This window comes from uncultured Schumannella sp. (assembly GCF_905479755.1).
Taxonomy (GTDB): domain Bacteria; phylum Actinomycetota; class Actinomycetes; order Actinomycetales; family Microbacteriaceae; genus DCRR01.
Window position 1 is genome coordinate 32342 of the sequence record NZ_CAJQNT010000028.1, and the last position, 14399, is coordinate 46740.

Consider the following 14399-nt stretch of genomic DNA (forward strand, 5'->3'; position numbering starts at 1 on the left):
GGGAATGTCATGTGTCCGCCGGGTTGTCGACGAGGCACTCGATGTCGATGCGCAGGCTGGAATCCTGGGTGGTGTCGGTGTACTTTCCGACGCGTTCGATCGCATCCCAGACGGCGGGGTCGACCCGGTTGCGCGGGGCGCCCGTCGTCGTGATCGAGATCGGGACGAGGATCTTGCGCTCGGGCACCCCGGTGGCCGCCGGGTCGAGCGGACCGACCTGCAGCGTCATGGACCGGTGCGCGTTCGCCTTCGCCGTGTCACTCAACAGCAGCCACGCCGTCGCCAGGAGGCCGTCGCGCTGCGTGGGGTCGAGGAGGCCCGCCAGGCTCGACTTGTCGACGAGCGTGACCGAGCGACCGAGCATTTCGGACTCGCTCACGGCGTGGTACAGCCAGGTCTCGCGACGGCCCTCGATGAGGTGCAGCCGTAGTTCGGTTGCCAGCGATGCGGCCACCGAGGCGGTCTTCGGGGTCAGCGGCAGGGGAGTCGTGCCCGTCGCGATCGAGTCGAGGAGCTCCTCGGCGGCGAAGTCGAGGCGCGCCAGTTCTTCGGAGGCGAGCATGCCGACGGCGAATCGCGGGGCCGAAACCGTGCTCTGCACGAGCACCCGATCGAGCTCCACCTGCACCAGGCGGCGGAAGGACTCGACAATCACCACGCCGATGAGGGCGGGCAGCACCAGCAGGGCGATCGCGGTCAGTTGGGCCGCCACCCAACGCGGATCCAACTCCGCCCCCGGCTCGAGGTTCAAGAAGACCAGGATCGTGAAGGACACGCCGAGAACGCCCGCGGCGCCCAGCACCTCCCACTTGTCGCGGAAGGTGACCACCACGAGCAGCGCCATGCCGGTCACCAGCGCCGCGGTCGCGTCCCGGCCGAGATCGTGGAGCTCCCACACGGCGACGACGTCGAGCGCGACGGTTCCCGCGATCCCGAGCAGGAACACGACGAACATCCAGTCGCGCAGTCGATCGCCCGCGACGCGCGTGCTGAGGATCGTCGCGGCGAGCGTCGCGGCAAGCAGAATCCAGGCCAGCAGGCTCACGATCGCCAGCGGGTAGCTGTTCCAGAGAGCGACGAACCAGCTGAAGCCGTAGACCGCACGCAGACCGACGATGATGGCGGCGCCGAGGCCGAGGAACGCGGTGCCGAGACTGGCGTGATGTGCCGCGCTCGAGCGCCCCATCCAGCGCGCCGTGGAGCTCGCGGCGCGCTTGGCGTGCCCGACGATGACGCCGAGCGTGTTCTCTTCCAGTTGCAGGAAGCTCACCGCGGGACCTCCAATGCCACCGTCGTGCCGGCTCCGGGCGCCGAAAACAGTCGCGCGTTTCCGCCGACGTCCCGCAGACGCGCGACCACCGACTCGGTGAACCCGAGCTTGGCCTCGTCGATGTCGGCAATGTCGAAGCCGACCCCGGAGTCGGTCACCAGCGCTCGCACCGTGGTGGTGTCTTCCGTGATCGTGACGTGGGCCTGCGTGACGCCGGAGTGCCGTCGAACGTTCTCCAGACACTCCGCGAGGGCGAGCAGGAAGGCGTCGAGCACGTCGCTGGGCAGGAGCACCTGGCCGGTGCCGTGCCAACTCACCTCGAGGCCGATCCGCCCGAAGCGCTGCTTGACCGACTCGAGGGTGGTCCCGAGCACCGTCTCATCGGTGGCGACCGGAGAACTCGCCTGCTCGGCGGTGCCGCCGACCGTGCCGAGGCGCAACTGACGCAGCAGGCGCGCGTCGTCGGCGGCCTGTGCGCGGAGCGCATCCGTGCTGACCCCGACGCCGGAGTGCGCCAAGAGCGTCAACGTGGCCAAGACGGTGTCATGGAGCAGTCGGGCGGACTGGCGGCGCTGGGCCTCCAACTCGCTCGCCTGCCGTTCGGCGCGGTGCGCGCGGCCGATGCTCGCGATGCGCTTGGCGACCTGCGGGACGCTGGCACCGATCCACACCCCGATGATCGCGGCGAGAATCCAGCCCAGCAGCAGCACGATCGCGGTGCGCAGCGGCTCCTGGTAGGTCGCGGTCAACAGCACCGTCGTGACGGTGATCAGCAAGAACGAGAGCACGAGGAGCGCGATGCGGTGCGCCGAACGGGTGAGCACGAGGCCGACCGAGGCGAGGGATGCGGCGCTGATGTGCAGCAGCGCGGGCAGGGCCGCGGCGCCGGTTGCCGAGTCGAGCGTGACCACGACGACGAGGATCGCGGTTCCGGCGACGAGTGAGAGCAAGACCCAGCCGATCGCGTCGGAGACCCCCAACCGCCACTGCGCGATCGCGAGCAGCAGATACAGGGGAGCCGACCACGCGAGCGTCGTCGGCGAGACGACGCCCGGGACCGCGAGACACAGTGCCGAAACCACGGTGAAGCTGAGCCCGTAGACCCGGGCGGCGCGTTGCAGGAGCCGATCGCGATCGCGAGTGATGAGATCCATGGGCGTGCGGGCTTTCGAACGGTGGGCGAGTGCTCGGACCGATCGTGGCACAAGGTGGCACGCGAACTGGGGGTGCCACGCGGGGTGGCGCATCGGGAAATCGGGGTACAGTCATCCCTACAGAGGGGTAGGCGGGCGAGCGCCACAGCCACAATTTCCGTCGAAACGGTCGCGAAATCGGTCGATCGGCGAGGTGATCGCAGTCCGTGTGATCACTGCCCTGGGGCAGAGCCCGAGGGTGACCGGGGGGTCGAGGGGGCCGTGACAACATCACGGCCCCTTCCCCGTTCCGCCTCCGGTCTCAGGACGAGAACCCGCACGAGCTCGCCACGTAGTCGAGGATCTGGGCGCGAATCTCGGCGGAGGCGGCCACGACGAGTCGTCCCGTGACGCCGTCATCGCGCTCGACGCTCAGCGGGATGAGCGTTCCCTGCTTGTCTTCCAGCACGGCGTGAGGATCGCAGCGGGTCGGCACGATCGGCAGCGCCCACTGGTTCGCGCCGGCGGCCACGCGCCACGCGAGAGGCGCTTCGTCGCGGCCGACGCCGTCGACCGCGGGAGAAACGAGCGTCGTGCTGCGCGCCGCGGTGACCGTGTAGCCCGATTCGCCGGTGGGATCCGCCTCGAACACGAGGTGGGCGGCGTCGCCGGCCGCGTCGGGCGGGTCGAGCCGCGTGATCCGGAGTTCGCCGAGTTCCGCGAGCGACGCCGCGAAGCAGCCCTCCTCGCGAAGGCGTTCGACCTGCCCGAACGGGTCGCTCGGCGTGCGGGTGACCGTGTGCTCGCGCCCGTCGCGGACGATCGTAAGCTCCACGGTGGCGGCGTGCGTCGAACGCTCATCGCAGGAGACGTCGACGAGCGCCACCGGGAGATCGAGTCGATGCCCGGCATGCACGGTCGAGCCGGTGCCCTGCCAGATCAGCACCTCGACGAACTCGGGGCCGCGGTACGCCGCCCGGGTCACCACGAGCGGTGTCGGGCCGTCGTTGACGACCTGGATCTCGAGCACGCCCGCCGCCACATCGGACCGCGTCTGGTACAGCGCGACGGAAACGCCCTCGGGGTCGCTGAGGGGCGCATCCGGGGCGCACCCGGCGACGGCCGCCGCCAGGCAGGTGGCACCGAGCACGACACCGGCGATCCGGACGACGGGAGCTCCGCGCCACGATTTCGCCGCGGTCGCCGTCACGAGACCTCGGTGCCGGATCCACCCGCCGGAGCCGCGGGCGCGGTTGCACTCGGGGTCGACAACAGCCGGCGCAGCTGCGCATCGACGAGGTCGTCTTCGATCAGGAAGGCATCATGCCCGTAGGGCGAAGAGATGACGTGCGGTCGGTCGCCGTCAATGTTGTTCGGCAGGTGCCGCGCGATGGTCTCCTGCCCCGAGATCGGGAACAGCCGGTCGCTCTCGATCCCGAGGACGAGCGCGGTCGCGCGGATGCGTCCGAGCGCCGCCGCCACGCCGCCGCGATCGCGCCCCACATCGTGCGAGCTCATCGCATCGATCAGCACGAGGTAGCTGTTGGCGTCGAACCGCCGGGTGAACTTGTTGCCGTGAAAGCCCAGGTAGCTCTCCACGGCGAACACGCCGCCGCCGCCGAGCGGGCTGAGCCCGCTCTGCCAGCTCCGTTCGAAGCGTTCGTCGAGCTCGGTCGGGGAGCGGTAGTTGAGCAGGGCGATGCGGCGCGCCAGCGCGAGACCGCGGTGCGGTCCCTCGCCGTCGGGCGCGTCGTAGTAGTCGCCCCCGGCGAAGGCCGGGTCCATGCGGATCGCTTCGCTTTGCACCGAGTTGAGCGCGATCTGGTCGGCGCTCGCGGCGGGAGGCGCGGCGAGCACGGCGATGCGGTCGACGCGGTCGGGGAACATGGCTCCCCACTCGAGGGCGTGCATGCCGCCCATCGAACCGCCGATCACGGCCGCGAAGCGCGCGATGCCGAGTTCGTCCGCCAGACGCGCTTGCGCCGCGGCCTGATCGCGGATCGTGAGGTACGGGAAACGGGCACCCCACTCGACGCCATCGGGGGCGAACGAGGCGGGGCCGGTGCTGCCTTGGCAGCCGCCGACGAGGTTCGGAGCGACGATGAACCACTTCGCGGGGTCGAGGGCCTTCTCGCTGCCGAGCAGTCCCGACCACCAGCCCGCCGTGGCGTGCCCCGGCCCGGCATGGCCGACCACGTGACTGTCGCCGGTGAGAGCGTGCAGGACGAGAATCGCGTTGCTCGCATCGGCGTTGAGCTCGCCCCAGGTCTCGAAGGCGATGACGGTCGAGGGCAGCACGCCGCCGCGCTCGAGGGTGAGATCCCCGATCGCCGCGAATTGGCGGTGCCCGGGATCATCGCCGACCCGCCAGGCTCCCGAGGCGGGAGGCTTCGCCGACAAGGCACGTCGGTGGGACTCGGTGACGAACGCCGACGGCACCGCATCTTCCGGTGTCTGCCAGTCCATCGTTCCCCATTGTTCCGTACACGACGAAGCCCGGTGGCCGTATTACGCCACCGGGCTTCGTCGCGCGCGGGAGATGCGGGTTACGCGCTGATCGCCGCGTTCACCTTGCGTGCGGCGGCGAAGCCGAGTTCGAGGTCCGCGATGAGGTCATCGATGTTCTCCAGGCCGACGGACAAACGCACCAGGCCGGGCGTGACACCCGTGGTGAGCTGTTGCTCGGGCGTGAGCTGCGAGTGCGTCGTCGACGCGGGGTGGATGATGAGGCTGCGCACGTCACCGATGTTGGCGAGGTGGCTGAACAACGCCACGTTTTCGACGAGCGCGCGGCCCGCGTCGACCCCGCCCTTGAGCTCGAAGCTCAGCACCGCGCCGACCCCGAGCGGCGCGTACTTCTGCCCGGCGGCGTGCCAGGGGCTCGACGGAAGACCGGCGTAGCTGACGCTCGCCACGTCGGAGTGCCCCTCGAGCCATTCGGCGATCTTCTGGGCGTTTTCGACGTGACGCTCGATACGCAGCGACAGCGTTTCAACGCCCTGGATGATCGCGAACGCGGTGTCCGGGGCAATGGCAGCGCCCGTGTCGCGCAGCAGCGTCACGCGCGCCTTGATGATGTAGGCGATCGCGTCGCCGAGCGCGGTGGTGTAGCTCGCACCGTGGTACGACGGGTCCGGCTCGGTGAGGCCGGGGAACTTGTCGACGTGCTGGCTCCAGGGGAACTTTCCGCCGTCGACGATGACGCCCGCGACGACGGTGCCGTGTCCGCCGAGGAACTTCGTCGCCGAGTGCACGACGATGTCGGCGCCGTGCTCGATCGGGCGGATGAGGAACGGCGTCGCGATCGTGTTGTCCACGATGAGCGGGAGCGCGTTCTCGTGCGCGACATCGGCGACGAGCTCGATGTCGAGCACGTTGATGCGCGGGTTTCCGACCGACTCGGCGAACAACGCCTTCGTGTTGGGGCGGATGGCGGCCCGCCACTCCTCCGCGTCGTCCTGGTTCTCGACGAACGTGACCTCGATGCCGAGCTTGGCGAGGGTGTACTTGAAGAGGTTGTAGGTGCCGCCATAGATCGACGAGCTCGACACGACGTGGTCGCCCGCGTTCGCGAGGTTGAGGATCGCGTAGGTGATCGCGCTCATGCCCGAGGCGGTCGCGAGGGCCGCCGTGCCGCCCTCGAGCGCGGCGATGCGCTCTTCCATGACCGCCTGAGTCGGGTTCATGATGCGCGTGTAAATGTTGCCGAATTCGGCCAGCGCGAAGAGGTTCTTGGCGTGGTCGGCGTTGTTGAAGACGTAGGCCGTTGTCTTGTAGATCGGCGTGGCGCGGGCGTTGGTGACCGGGTCGGGGGCCGCACCGGAGTGGATCTGCTTGGTCTCGAACTTCCAGTCCGACATGAGGGCTCCTTCAGTGACATCTGCGGGCGGCGACAATTCGGCCGCTCGCGACGACAGTAGGCGGGCTCGCCGAATGCCTCAAGCCACGGCGCAATCTGACGTAACGCGGCGCCCGTGCGACTCAGCGGCGCGGCGGCAGGCTCGGTGCGGGGTCGGCCTCTCGGAACAGCCAGCGTGCGCGCGGTTGCACGAGCGGCCGGAACAGGCGCTGCACCCACGAACTCGACAGGATGAGGGTGATCAGCAGCGAGACCGCGATCATCGCGAGCAGCCAGGTCGCGGAGGAGTGCTCGTCGCGCAGGATTCCCGACTCGCGGATCGGGTAGAGCACGAAGCTGTGCAGCAGGTACACGTAGATGGTCGCGCGGCCGAGGTGCGACACCACCGTCTCGCGCCGCGGGATGAGCACGAGGAACGCCGCCGTCAGCACGATCGCCAGCGCCATGATCGCGAGGCGCAGCAGCGCCGCCTGCGGGCCCGAGGTGTCCAGGTCGCGGTAGGACTCGTCGTAGAAGAACCAGAGGCGCAGATCCATCTCCCGGAACAGCTGGATGTTGAGCGCCACGACGGCGATCCACGCGCCCCAGACCCCGAGGGAGGCCGCCCGCGCCCCCAGCACGACGGCGCGCGGCGCGTGGCGCCAGCGGTCGACGATGTGGGTCTGGGCGAGCATCCAGCCGAGGAGGAAGAACGGCAGGATGCCCATGGTGCGCGAGAGCGAGAACGTCGAGTCCACATTGCCCCAGTACCCGACCGCGACCGAGCCGGCGATCGCCCACACGAGCGGCCAGCGCACGAGCGCGAGATAGGGGAGCGCGACCCGGAAGATCGCGAGCGTGAGCAGGAACCACAGCGTCCACTTCGGGGCGGTCGGGTTGAACGAGTCGGCTCCTTCGACGAGCCACTGCACGATCGTCCAGATGCTCTGGAAGATCAGGTACGGCACGATCAGGTCCGCCACGATGCCGCGCATCCGCCGGGCGTCCAGCGGGCCCGACCGCGAGAAGTAGCCGCTCACCAGCATGAACGCGGGCATGTGGAACGCATAGATCGCCAAGTACACGCCGAGGGCGTTGTTGGAATCGTAGGTCTGGCGCTGGATCGCGTGCCCAACCACCACGAGCGCGATGATCGCAACCCGGGCGTTGTCCCAGAGAGGAACTCGTGTCATCGGCATGAAATCTAATCCGGCAATACTGGGGGAATGGTGAAGCGCGTCGTGGTGACAGGTGCAAGTTCAGGAATCGGGGAGGCGACCGCCCGGCGGTTCGCCGCGCACGGCTGGCAGGTCGTCGGGATCGCCCGGCGAGCCGACCGTCTTGAGGCGCTCGCCGCCGACACGGGCGCCGAGGTCATCGTCGCCGATCTGACGCGTGCCGAGGACGTCGAACGCGTGCGCGCCGAGCTCGAGGTGCTTGGCCCGATTCACGCGTTGGTCAACAACGCGGGCGGCGCCTTCGACATGGCGACCGTCGAGGACGGCGACCCGGCCGACTGGCGCGCGATGTTCGAGATCAACGTGGTCGCCGTGCAGCAGATGATCCAGAAGCTACTGCCACTCTTGCGCGACGGCGCCCGGGATGCGGGGGTCGCCGACATTTTGACGATCACGTCGATCGCGGGCCACACCGTGTACGAGCGCGGCGCGGGCTACAACGCGGCCAAGTTCGCCGCGCACGCGCTGATGGCGGTGCTGCGGCTGGAACTGGCGGGCGAGCCGATTCGTGTTCTCGAGGTCGCGCCGGGGATGGTGCGCACGGAGGAGTTCTCGCTCGTGCGCTTCAAGGGCGACGAAGCGAAGGCCGATGCCGTGTACGAGAACGTCGCGGCGCCGCTCGTGGCCGACGACATCGCCGAGGCGATCGTGCACGCGATCGAGCTCCCCGGGCACGTCAATCTCGACCTCGTGACGATCAAACCGGTCGCGCAGGCCGCCCCGCACAAGGTCATCCGGGGCGAGCTGAGCCCGAAGCCTTCGGGCGCCGCGAGCTAGTTCGGCTCGGTGCCCGGGACGAGGATGTCCTCGATCTCGGCGGGCGCGTCGCCGAACGCCGAGGCGGGCACCAGGAACAGAATGAAGCCCGCGACGAGCGCGCCGCCGCCGCAGATCGCCCAGACGGTCATGTAGCCGCTGAGGCTCGCGGCCGTGCCCACCGCGCTGGTGACGCCGGTGAGGAGCACGATTCCGAACACGGCCGAGGCGAAGGATCCGCCGATCGTCTTGGTCGTGTTGGTGAGGCCCGCGGCGATGCCGGTCTGACCGCGCGGAGCCGCGGCCGCGGCGGCGGCGGGGAGCGCGGCGACGAGCGCTCCCGAACCGAGCCCCGCGATGACCATGTTGGTCATGACCTGCCAGGTCTCCAGGTGGAAGGGCAGGAACAGCAGATAGCCGAGGGCGACCACGAAGGCGGCGGTGATGAGCGAGATTCGCGGCGTCGTCCGGCGCGCCAGCAGCGGGAACAGCAGGGCGCCGACGATCATCGCGATCAGGTAGACGCCGATCAGCACCGAGCGCATCCCGGCGGCGAGCCCCAGACCGTAGCCGAGCGCCGGATCGGTGCCGGCGTAGGTCGACAGCGGGGCCTGGGCACCGAGCACGGCGATGCCGAACAGTCCGGCGGTGAGTAGCACCGGCCACATCTCGGGGCGTCGCATGACGCGCAGATCGATCGCCGGATCTTTCTGGCGGAGCTCGAACCGGCCGAACGGGATGAAGGTCAGGATGCCCGCCGCCAGCAGCGCCCAGACCCACCAGGTCTCGGGGCCGTTGATGCGCAGGAAGGTCAGGCTCGAGGTGATCAGCAGGAGTCCAACCGCGAGGAGCGTGAAGCCCATCAGGTCGAGGGAGCGGCCCGGCAGCGGCTCGGATTCGGGCACTCCGAACAGGATCACGAAGAACACCGCGGTGACGCACGCGGCCGGCACCATGAGGGTGAGGGTGACGTTCTCGCCGAGCGCGGAGAAGAACAGGCTCGAGCTGAGCGCTCCGATGATCGCGCCGGCCTCGAGTCCGACGACGAGGAGGCCCGCGGCGCGACGCGTCTGTGAGGCGCCGGTGTTGCTGCGGCGGCCGCGGTCGAAGATCAGCGCCACCTCGAGCGGCAGCCAGACGACGTAGAAGCCCTGCAGGGCCCACGCGATCAGGAAGCTCGTGAAGTCGCCCGCGAAGGCGAGCCACCAACTCGCGCCCGCCGTCAGGATGGTCGAGATCAACAGGATCTTCTTGTGACCGACCATGTCGCCGAGTTTCGCCAGCAGCGGCACCGCGAGCGCCGAGAGCATCAGCTGTGCGGCCTCGAACCAGTTGAAGTCCGCATCCCGGATTCCGAGGTGGACGACGAGGTCGGAGATCAGCGGGATGTAGAACCCCTGCAGGATCCCGCTCGTGATCTCCACCATGAACAGGAAGCCCACGAGGGACACCGTGATGGCTCCGAACGAGCGGGCGGTGCCGGGAGTCTGCGCTGCGGTCATCACCGCATGCTAGCGGGCGTGAGAGGTGATGATCGAGGGCGCGGCGAACGACTACGTTATGAGGGTGACCGAGACCGATGCGCGCGAGATTCTCAGCTATGAATTGTTCGGCGTGGCGGCCCGCGAGCTCGCCCAGACGATCGCCGACGACGGCTTCCGGCCGGACGCGATCGTCGGCATCGCCCGTGGTGGCCTGACCCTCGCGGGGGCGCTCGGCTACGCGCTCGATGTCAAGATGCTCGGCTCGCTCAACGTCGAGTTCTACACCGGGGTGGGCACGACCCTCGACACCCCGGTCGTGTTGCCGCCGACCCTCGACCAGGAGTCGCTACAGGGCAAGAGCATTCTGCTGGTGGACGACGTCGCCGACTCGGGTCGCACGCTCGCGCTCGTCGTGCGCCTGCTGCAGGCCGGCGGCGGCGAGGTGCGCACGGTGTGCCTGTATGCGAAGCCGGGCACGGTCGAAGAGCCGTACTACACCTGGCGCCACACCGACAAGTGGATCATGTTCCCCTGGAGCTCCGAAGGTCCGGTCAGCTACCCCGAGGCATGAGCGCGGTCGCGACGCTGCGCGGGCTGGTCGAGCCCGGCTGGGCCGACGCGCTCGCGCCGGTCGCCGATGACGTCCTTCGACTCCTCGCGTTCGCGCGCACCGAGACCGAGGCCGGCCGGCCGTGTCTTCCCGAGGCGCCGCGCATCCTGCGTGCCTTTCAGACGCCCTTCGAGGCGGTGCGCGTGCTCATCGTCGGCCAGGACCCGTACCCGACCCCCGGCCATGCGGTGGGGCTCGCCTTCTCGACCGAGGCCTCGGTGCGCCCGCTTCCGCGCAGTCTGCAGAACATCGCGCGCGAACTCCACGACGACGTCGGGGCGGGCTTGTCGGACGGTGATCTGAGCGGCTGGGCCGAGCGCGGCGTCCTGCTGCTGAACCGTGTGCTCACCGTGCAGGCCGGATCGCCGGGCTCGCATCGCGGCCGCGGCTGGGAGGCGGTCACGGCGTGCGCGATTCGGGCGCTCGCGGGGCGCGACGCTCCGCTCGTCGCGATCCTGTGGGGGCGCGATGCGGCGACGGTGCGTCCCCTCCTCGCGGAGCGGGCGATCATCGAGTCGGCGCACCCGAGCCCGCTCTCGGCGCGCCGCGGTTTCTTCGGGTCCCAGCCGTTCAGCCGAGCCAATGCGCTCCTCGAGGCTGCGGGGGCCGAGCCGATCGCCTGGGATCTGACAAGTCCGCACGACGCGGCGTAGGATCGGCGCGATGATCCCCGAGGAGTACAACCCGCGCGTCGCGCTGCGCCGGGCCAAGAAGCGCCGGGAGGCCCCGATCGCGGAGTTCGCGTACGCCTTGCGCGACGCGACCGAGCGCGACATCCCCTACCTGCTGGAGATCTACAACCACTACGTCGCGAACTCCACCGTGACCTTCGACGAGGACCCGCAGACGCTCAAGGAGATGCGTGCCAAGTTCCGACTCGTCTCGAAGCTCGGCTTTCCGTGGATCGTTGCCGAGAGCCCGCGCGGCGAGATCCTCGGCTACGCGATGGTTTCGCCGTGGAAGGCCAAGGCTGCCTACCGCTTCACCGTCGAGAACTCGATCTACCTGGGGCCGGCGTCGACCGGCAAAGGGCTCGGGTCGGCACTGATGGCCGAACTGCTCGAGCGCTCGAAGGCGGCCGGCATCAAGGAGATCGTGGCGGTGATCGCGGATCGCGGCGCCGACGCCTCGATTCGCCTGCACGAGGCGTACGGGTTCAAGGAGATCGGCCACATGGGCAAGGTCGGTTTCAAGTTCGGTCGCTGGCTCGGCACCGTCTTGATGCAGAAGAGCCTCAAGTAGACCCCAGCGCTCGTGGGTTCCCGAGTTCTAGGCTCGGGGTATGACCGTCGCACAACTCCGCCTGGTCCTGGAGACCGAGGACCTGGATGCCGCTCTCGCCTTCTATCGCGACGTCGTTGGACTCCCCGAACTGGAGGCCTACGACGCGGACGGTGGTGCGCGGGTCGTGATCCTCGGGATCCCGACCGCCACCCTCGAGCTCGCGAACCCCGCGCAGGTCCGCTACATCGACGAGGTGGAGGTCGGGCGGGATGTCGCGCATCCGTACCCGCTCACGGTGCGGGTGGCATTCGAGGTGCCGGATGCGCAGGAGGCCGCCGCGCGGCTCGTGGCGGGCGGGGCTGAGCCGGTCGCGCCGCCGACTCGAACGCCGTGGAACTCCCTCAACGCTCGCGTTGAGGCGCCCGGAGGGATGCAGGTGACGGTCTTCGAGGAGCTCCCGGGCGATCAGGACGCGCCGTAGACGACACGGGCGACCTCGTCGGCGATCGTGACGACACGGTCGAACACGGTTTCACCGCCTCGCGCGTCGATGATGGAGATCCAGCTGTCCTCGCGGAGCACGTTGAGGATCGCGGGTGAACTCACCGTGTCGCCGAGCTGGCCGAAGCGCACGAAGTCATCGAGGGTCTGCTCGTTGAGCCCTTGCGCGCGCAGGTCGGCGACGACTCCGGGGCGGGTGTCGGCGCCGAGCGGTGCGACCGAGATCGTGATGGTGGTGGCGGGATCGCTCTCGTCACCCCAGATGCAGGTGATGCCGCCCGCCTGCTCTTCGGGGGTCTCGTCGATCAGATAGTCGCCCTCGTAGCGACCGCCGGGACCGCCGAGGAGCTCACGACCGTCGCGATCGAACTCGTCGAGCCGTTGCGGCGCGAGCATCGCCGCGCACTCGCGGGGCTGGGTGAAGCCCGGCGGGGGCGGCGACGAGGGCGGCGCGGCAACGACCGGTGTCGTGGTGGCGATCGGGGAGGCGGGGGCGGCGACGGAGACCGGCGCGGTCGCGCATCCGCCGAGAGCCAGCGACAACGCGACCGCGACCGCGGCTCGACGCAGGCGAACAGCTGACATCGGTCTCCCTTCGCGGGAGAATCTACCAGGAGAAACTGAATTTCAGTCGTTTTACGTCGTTCGCCCGCCGACGAGAACCGGCGGGCGAACGGTGATCAGCCGCGCGGAGTCGCCCCGCGAAGCAGCGCGAACCCGGCGAGCGCCGAGAGCGCCGTCGGGACGAGCAAGAGCGCGTAGGCCCCCGCGAATCCGAGCGAGACGAGGCTCTCGACGAGGGCATCGCCGCTGTCCGTCACCACGATCAGGGCGATCACTCCGACAAGACCGAAGGCAAGGGTCACGAAATAGCCGATCAGCCCGTATTGCTTCCATCGGACGTAGAGGGCTGCCACCGCGGCTCCCGTGAAGAAGAAGAACACCAGCAGGACGAAGAAGATCCACGTCCGCTCCAGCGCTCCGCCGTCGCCGAAGTAGACGCTCGTGAACATCGTTCCGCCGAGGCCCCAGCCGTTCGTGGCGTCCTCGACGAACGCGAGGAGGCCGAGGAGCAGGGCCCAGCCGGCCGAGAGCAGGACGAAGGCCAGGGAGCTGCCGAGGTAGAAGTCCCGTCGCGTGGCGCCATAGCCGAGCGCGAGCGGGAAGGTCGCATTCATCGCCTGCACGGCCACGATGAGCATGTAGACGAACACGAAGGAGCTCGCGCCACTCCACTCGGTGCCGTCGGTCGCGGCCAGCTCGCCTCCCTCCGGCAGCGTCGCGCGAAGCAGCCACCAGATCAGCATGTTGAGCACGAAGATCGTCGCCAGGATGATGAGCGGCAGCACGATCACCGTTGCCGGATTCGCGACGTGCAGTTTCACCACGTTCCAGAGTCGACGGAGCGCGGTCGGCGCCGGGCGGAGCGGGCTCGAGGTATCTAGGGCGGTCATGATGCGAGGTACTCCTTCTCGCTGGAGTTGGTGAGGCGGACGATGAGCTGTTGGAGCGACACGGGGGCCAGCTCGAGGCCGACGGTGCGCGCCTCGGCGCGCTCGGCCTCCGTCAAGCGGCCGACGGTGGCCGAGGCCAGGCCGCCGATGCCCTCGCGGTGGATCACGTCGCGGCCCGCCGTGAAGCCGTCGACCACCGTGGCAGCGCCGACGAGGGTCGTCGCCGAGCCGCGCAGGTCCTCGGCGCTTTCATCGATCAGGATGCGGCCCTCGTCAATCACGAGCACGTGTTCGAGCAGTTCGCTCACCTCGTCGATCAGGTGCGTCGACAGCACGACGGTGCGCGGGTGCTCACCCACATCGGCGAGCAGGCGGTCGTAGAACAGCTGCCGCGCAACGGCGTCGAGCCCGAGGTAGGGCTCATCGAAGAAGGTGAGGGGAGCGCGCGACGCGAGTCCGACGATCACGCCGACCGCCGAGAGCTGTCCGCGGGAGAGCTTCTTGATCCTGCGATCGACCGGGACGCGGAAGTCGTGCGCCAGACTGCGGGCGTACTCGGCATCCCAGTTGGTGAAGAACCAGGGGGCGCTGCGCAAGACGTGCTTGACCTTGAAGTCGTCGGGGTAGCGCTGGCTCTCCTTGATGAACGAGATGTGTTCGAGCACGCGAGCGTTCTCGACGGGCGAGGCGCCGTAGAGCTCGATCGAGCCGGAGCTGGCGAACTCCTGGCCGGTGAGCAGCGACATGAGCGTCGTCTTGCCGGCGCCGTTGCGACCGAGCAGGCCGTAGATCTTCCCCTCGTCGAGGGAGAAGCTCACGTCGTCGACCGCCGTGACGTGGCGGAACCGCTTGGTGACGTTCGTCACCCGGGCGATGGTGGTCATCGTGGTG

15 protein-coding genes are annotated in these 14399 nt (G+C 69.1%); 5 read left to right on the plus strand and 10 right to left on the minus strand.

Features of this window, described 5'->3' with window-relative positions; genetic code table 11:
• Positions 1 to 7 precede the first annotated feature (7 nt).
• The 6 genes from QZ258_RS08180 to QZ258_RS08205 all read right to left on the minus strand — a co-directional run bounded on the left by QZ258_RS08180 (position 8) and on the right by QZ258_RS08205 (position 7434).
• Positions 8 to 1270 carry a hypothetical protein gene (locus QZ258_RS08180; RefSeq protein WP_294180423.1) on the minus strand — a complete coding sequence of 421 codons (1263 nt, stop codon included), beginning with the start codon at positions 1268 to 1270 and terminating at the stop codon, positions 8 to 10.
• A complete protein-coding gene (locus tag QZ258_RS08185) occupies positions 1267 to 2424 on the minus strand; it encodes a sensor histidine kinase (protein ID WP_294180425.1) in 1158 nt (385 codons plus the stop codon). The genes QZ258_RS08180 and QZ258_RS08185 overlap by 4 nt, the downstream gene beginning before the upstream one ends.
• 301 nt (positions 2425 to 2725) lie before the next feature.
• Positions 2726 to 3613, minus strand: coding sequence for a hypothetical protein (locus QZ258_RS08190; RefSeq protein ID WP_294180428.1), 888 nt, complete (start codon positions 3611 to 3613; stop codon positions 2726 to 2728).
• A complete protein-coding gene (locus tag QZ258_RS08195) occupies positions 3610 to 4869 on the minus strand; it encodes a homoserine O-acetyltransferase (RefSeq protein WP_294180434.1) in 1260 nt (419 codons plus the stop codon). Before QZ258_RS08195 ends, QZ258_RS08190 begins: the two co-directional genes overlap by 4 nt.
• Before the next feature lie 80 nt (positions 4870 to 4949).
• Entirely contained in the window at positions 4950 to 6263 is a 1314-nt protein-coding gene (locus QZ258_RS08200) for a bifunctional o-acetylhomoserine/o-acetylserine sulfhydrylase (protein ID WP_294180435.1), read from the minus strand.
• Positions 6264 to 6384: 121 nt separating this feature from the next.
• Complete coding sequence (locus tag QZ258_RS08205) at positions 6385 to 7434, minus strand: acyltransferase family protein (RefSeq protein WP_294180438.1); 1050 nt, start codon at positions 7432 to 7434, stop codon at positions 6385 to 6387.
• A 33-nt stretch (positions 7435 to 7467) separates the two neighbouring features.
• On the opposite strand from QZ258_RS08205, the gene QZ258_RS08210 reads away from it, so the two are divergent.
• Entirely contained in the window at positions 7468 to 8256 is a 789-nt protein-coding gene (locus QZ258_RS08210; protein ID WP_294180439.1) for an SDR family NAD(P)-dependent oxidoreductase, read from the plus strand.
• Here the strand turns inward: QZ258_RS08210 and QZ258_RS08215 are convergent.
• Positions 8253 to 9737 (minus strand): MFS transporter, encoded by a 1485-nt coding sequence (locus QZ258_RS08215; protein WP_294180441.1) that lies wholly within the window; start codon positions 9735 to 9737, stop codon positions 8253 to 8255. The genes QZ258_RS08210 and QZ258_RS08215 overlap by 4 nt on opposite strands.
• Positions 9738 to 9801: 64 nt before the next feature.
• Between QZ258_RS08215 and QZ258_RS08220 the strand changes: the two genes are divergently transcribed.
• The 4 genes from QZ258_RS08220 to QZ258_RS08235 are packed head-to-tail and all read left to right on the plus strand — an operon-like array spanning position 9802 to position 12034.
• Positions 9802 to 10290, plus strand: a complete 489-nt coding sequence (locus QZ258_RS08220) for a phosphoribosyltransferase (RefSeq protein WP_363182234.1) — start codon at positions 9802 to 9804, stop codon at positions 10288 to 10290.
• The gene (locus QZ258_RS08225; RefSeq protein ID WP_294180445.1) at positions 10287 to 10982 is read left to right on the plus strand and encodes a uracil-DNA glycosylase; all 696 of its coding nucleotides are present in this window, start codon (positions 10287 to 10289) and stop codon (positions 10980 to 10982) included. The genes QZ258_RS08220 and QZ258_RS08225 overlap by 4 nt, the downstream gene beginning before the upstream one ends.
• 10 nt (positions 10983 to 10992) lie before the next feature.
• Positions 10993 to 11571, plus strand: a complete 579-nt coding sequence (locus tag QZ258_RS08230; RefSeq protein WP_294180447.1) for a GNAT family N-acetyltransferase — start codon at positions 10993 to 10995, stop codon at positions 11569 to 11571.
• Positions 11572 to 11611: 40 nt separating this feature from the next.
• Entirely contained in the window at positions 11612 to 12034 is a 423-nt protein-coding gene (locus QZ258_RS08235) for a VOC family protein (RefSeq protein ID WP_294180449.1), read from the plus strand.
• On the opposite strand, the gene QZ258_RS08240 is transcribed toward QZ258_RS08235, so the two are convergent.
• The 3 genes from QZ258_RS08240 to QZ258_RS08250 form a co-directional block, all read right to left on the minus strand.
• Entirely contained in the window at positions 12019 to 12639 is a 621-nt protein-coding gene (locus QZ258_RS08240; protein WP_294180450.1) for a hypothetical protein, read from the minus strand. The genes QZ258_RS08235 and QZ258_RS08240 overlap by 16 nt on opposite strands.
• Before the next feature lie 95 nt (positions 12640 to 12734).
• A complete protein-coding gene (locus tag QZ258_RS08245) occupies positions 12735 to 13508 on the minus strand; it encodes an ABC transporter permease (protein WP_294180453.1) in 774 nt (257 codons plus the stop codon).
• Positions 13505 to 14392, minus strand: coding sequence for an ABC transporter ATP-binding protein (locus tag QZ258_RS08250; RefSeq protein ID WP_294180456.1), 888 nt, complete (start codon positions 14390 to 14392; stop codon positions 13505 to 13507). The genes QZ258_RS08245 and QZ258_RS08250 overlap by 4 nt, the downstream gene beginning before the upstream one ends.
• Positions 14393 to 14399 lie beyond the last annotated feature (7 nt).

What these genes read in the sequence shown, in the direction of transcription:
- QZ258_RS08185 (WP_294180425.1), bottom strand. Translation starts at nt 2,424, where the DNA reads ATGGATCTCATCACTCGCGATCGCGATCGGCTCCTGCAACGCGCCGCC.
- QZ258_RS08195 (WP_294180434.1), bottom strand. Translation starts at nt 4,869, where the DNA reads ATGGACTGGCAGACACCGGAAGATGCGGTGCCGTCGGCGTTCGTCACC.
- QZ258_RS08200 (WP_294180435.1), bottom strand. Translation starts at nt 6,263, where the DNA reads ATGTCGGACTGGAAGTTCGAGACCAAGCAGATCCACTCCGGTGCGGCC.
- QZ258_RS08205 (WP_294180438.1), bottom strand. Translation starts at nt 7,434, where the DNA reads ATGACACGAGTTCCTCTCTGGGACAACGCCCGGGTTGCGATCATCGCG.
- QZ258_RS08210 (WP_294180439.1), top strand. Translation starts at nt 7,468, where the DNA reads ATGGTGAAGCGCGTCGTGGTGACAGGTGCAAGTTCAGGAATCGGGGAG.
- QZ258_RS08215 (WP_294180441.1), bottom strand. Translation starts at nt 9,737, where the DNA reads ATGACCGCAGCGCAGACTCCCGGCACCGCCCGCTCGTTCGGAGCCATC.
- QZ258_RS08225 (WP_294180445.1), top strand. Translation starts at nt 10,287, where the DNA reads ATGAGCGCGGTCGCGACGCTGCGCGGGCTGGTCGAGCCCGGCTGGGCC.
- QZ258_RS08230 (WP_294180447.1), top strand. Translation starts at nt 10,993, where the DNA reads ATGATCCCCGAGGAGTACAACCCGCGCGTCGCGCTGCGCCGGGCCAAG.
- QZ258_RS08235 (WP_294180449.1), top strand. Translation starts at nt 11,612, where the DNA reads ATGACCGTCGCACAACTCCGCCTGGTCCTGGAGACCGAGGACCTGGAT.
- QZ258_RS08240 (WP_294180450.1), bottom strand. Translation starts at nt 12,639, where the DNA reads ATGTCAGCTGTTCGCCTGCGTCGAGCCGCGGTCGCGGTCGCGTTGTCG.
- QZ258_RS08245 (WP_294180453.1), bottom strand. Translation starts at nt 13,508, where the DNA reads ATGACCGCCCTAGATACCTCGAGCCCGCTCCGCCCGGCGCCGACCGCG.
- QZ258_RS08250 (WP_294180456.1), bottom strand. Translation starts at nt 14,392, where the DNA reads ATGACCACCATCGCCCGGGTGACGAACGTCACCAAGCGGTTCCGCCAC.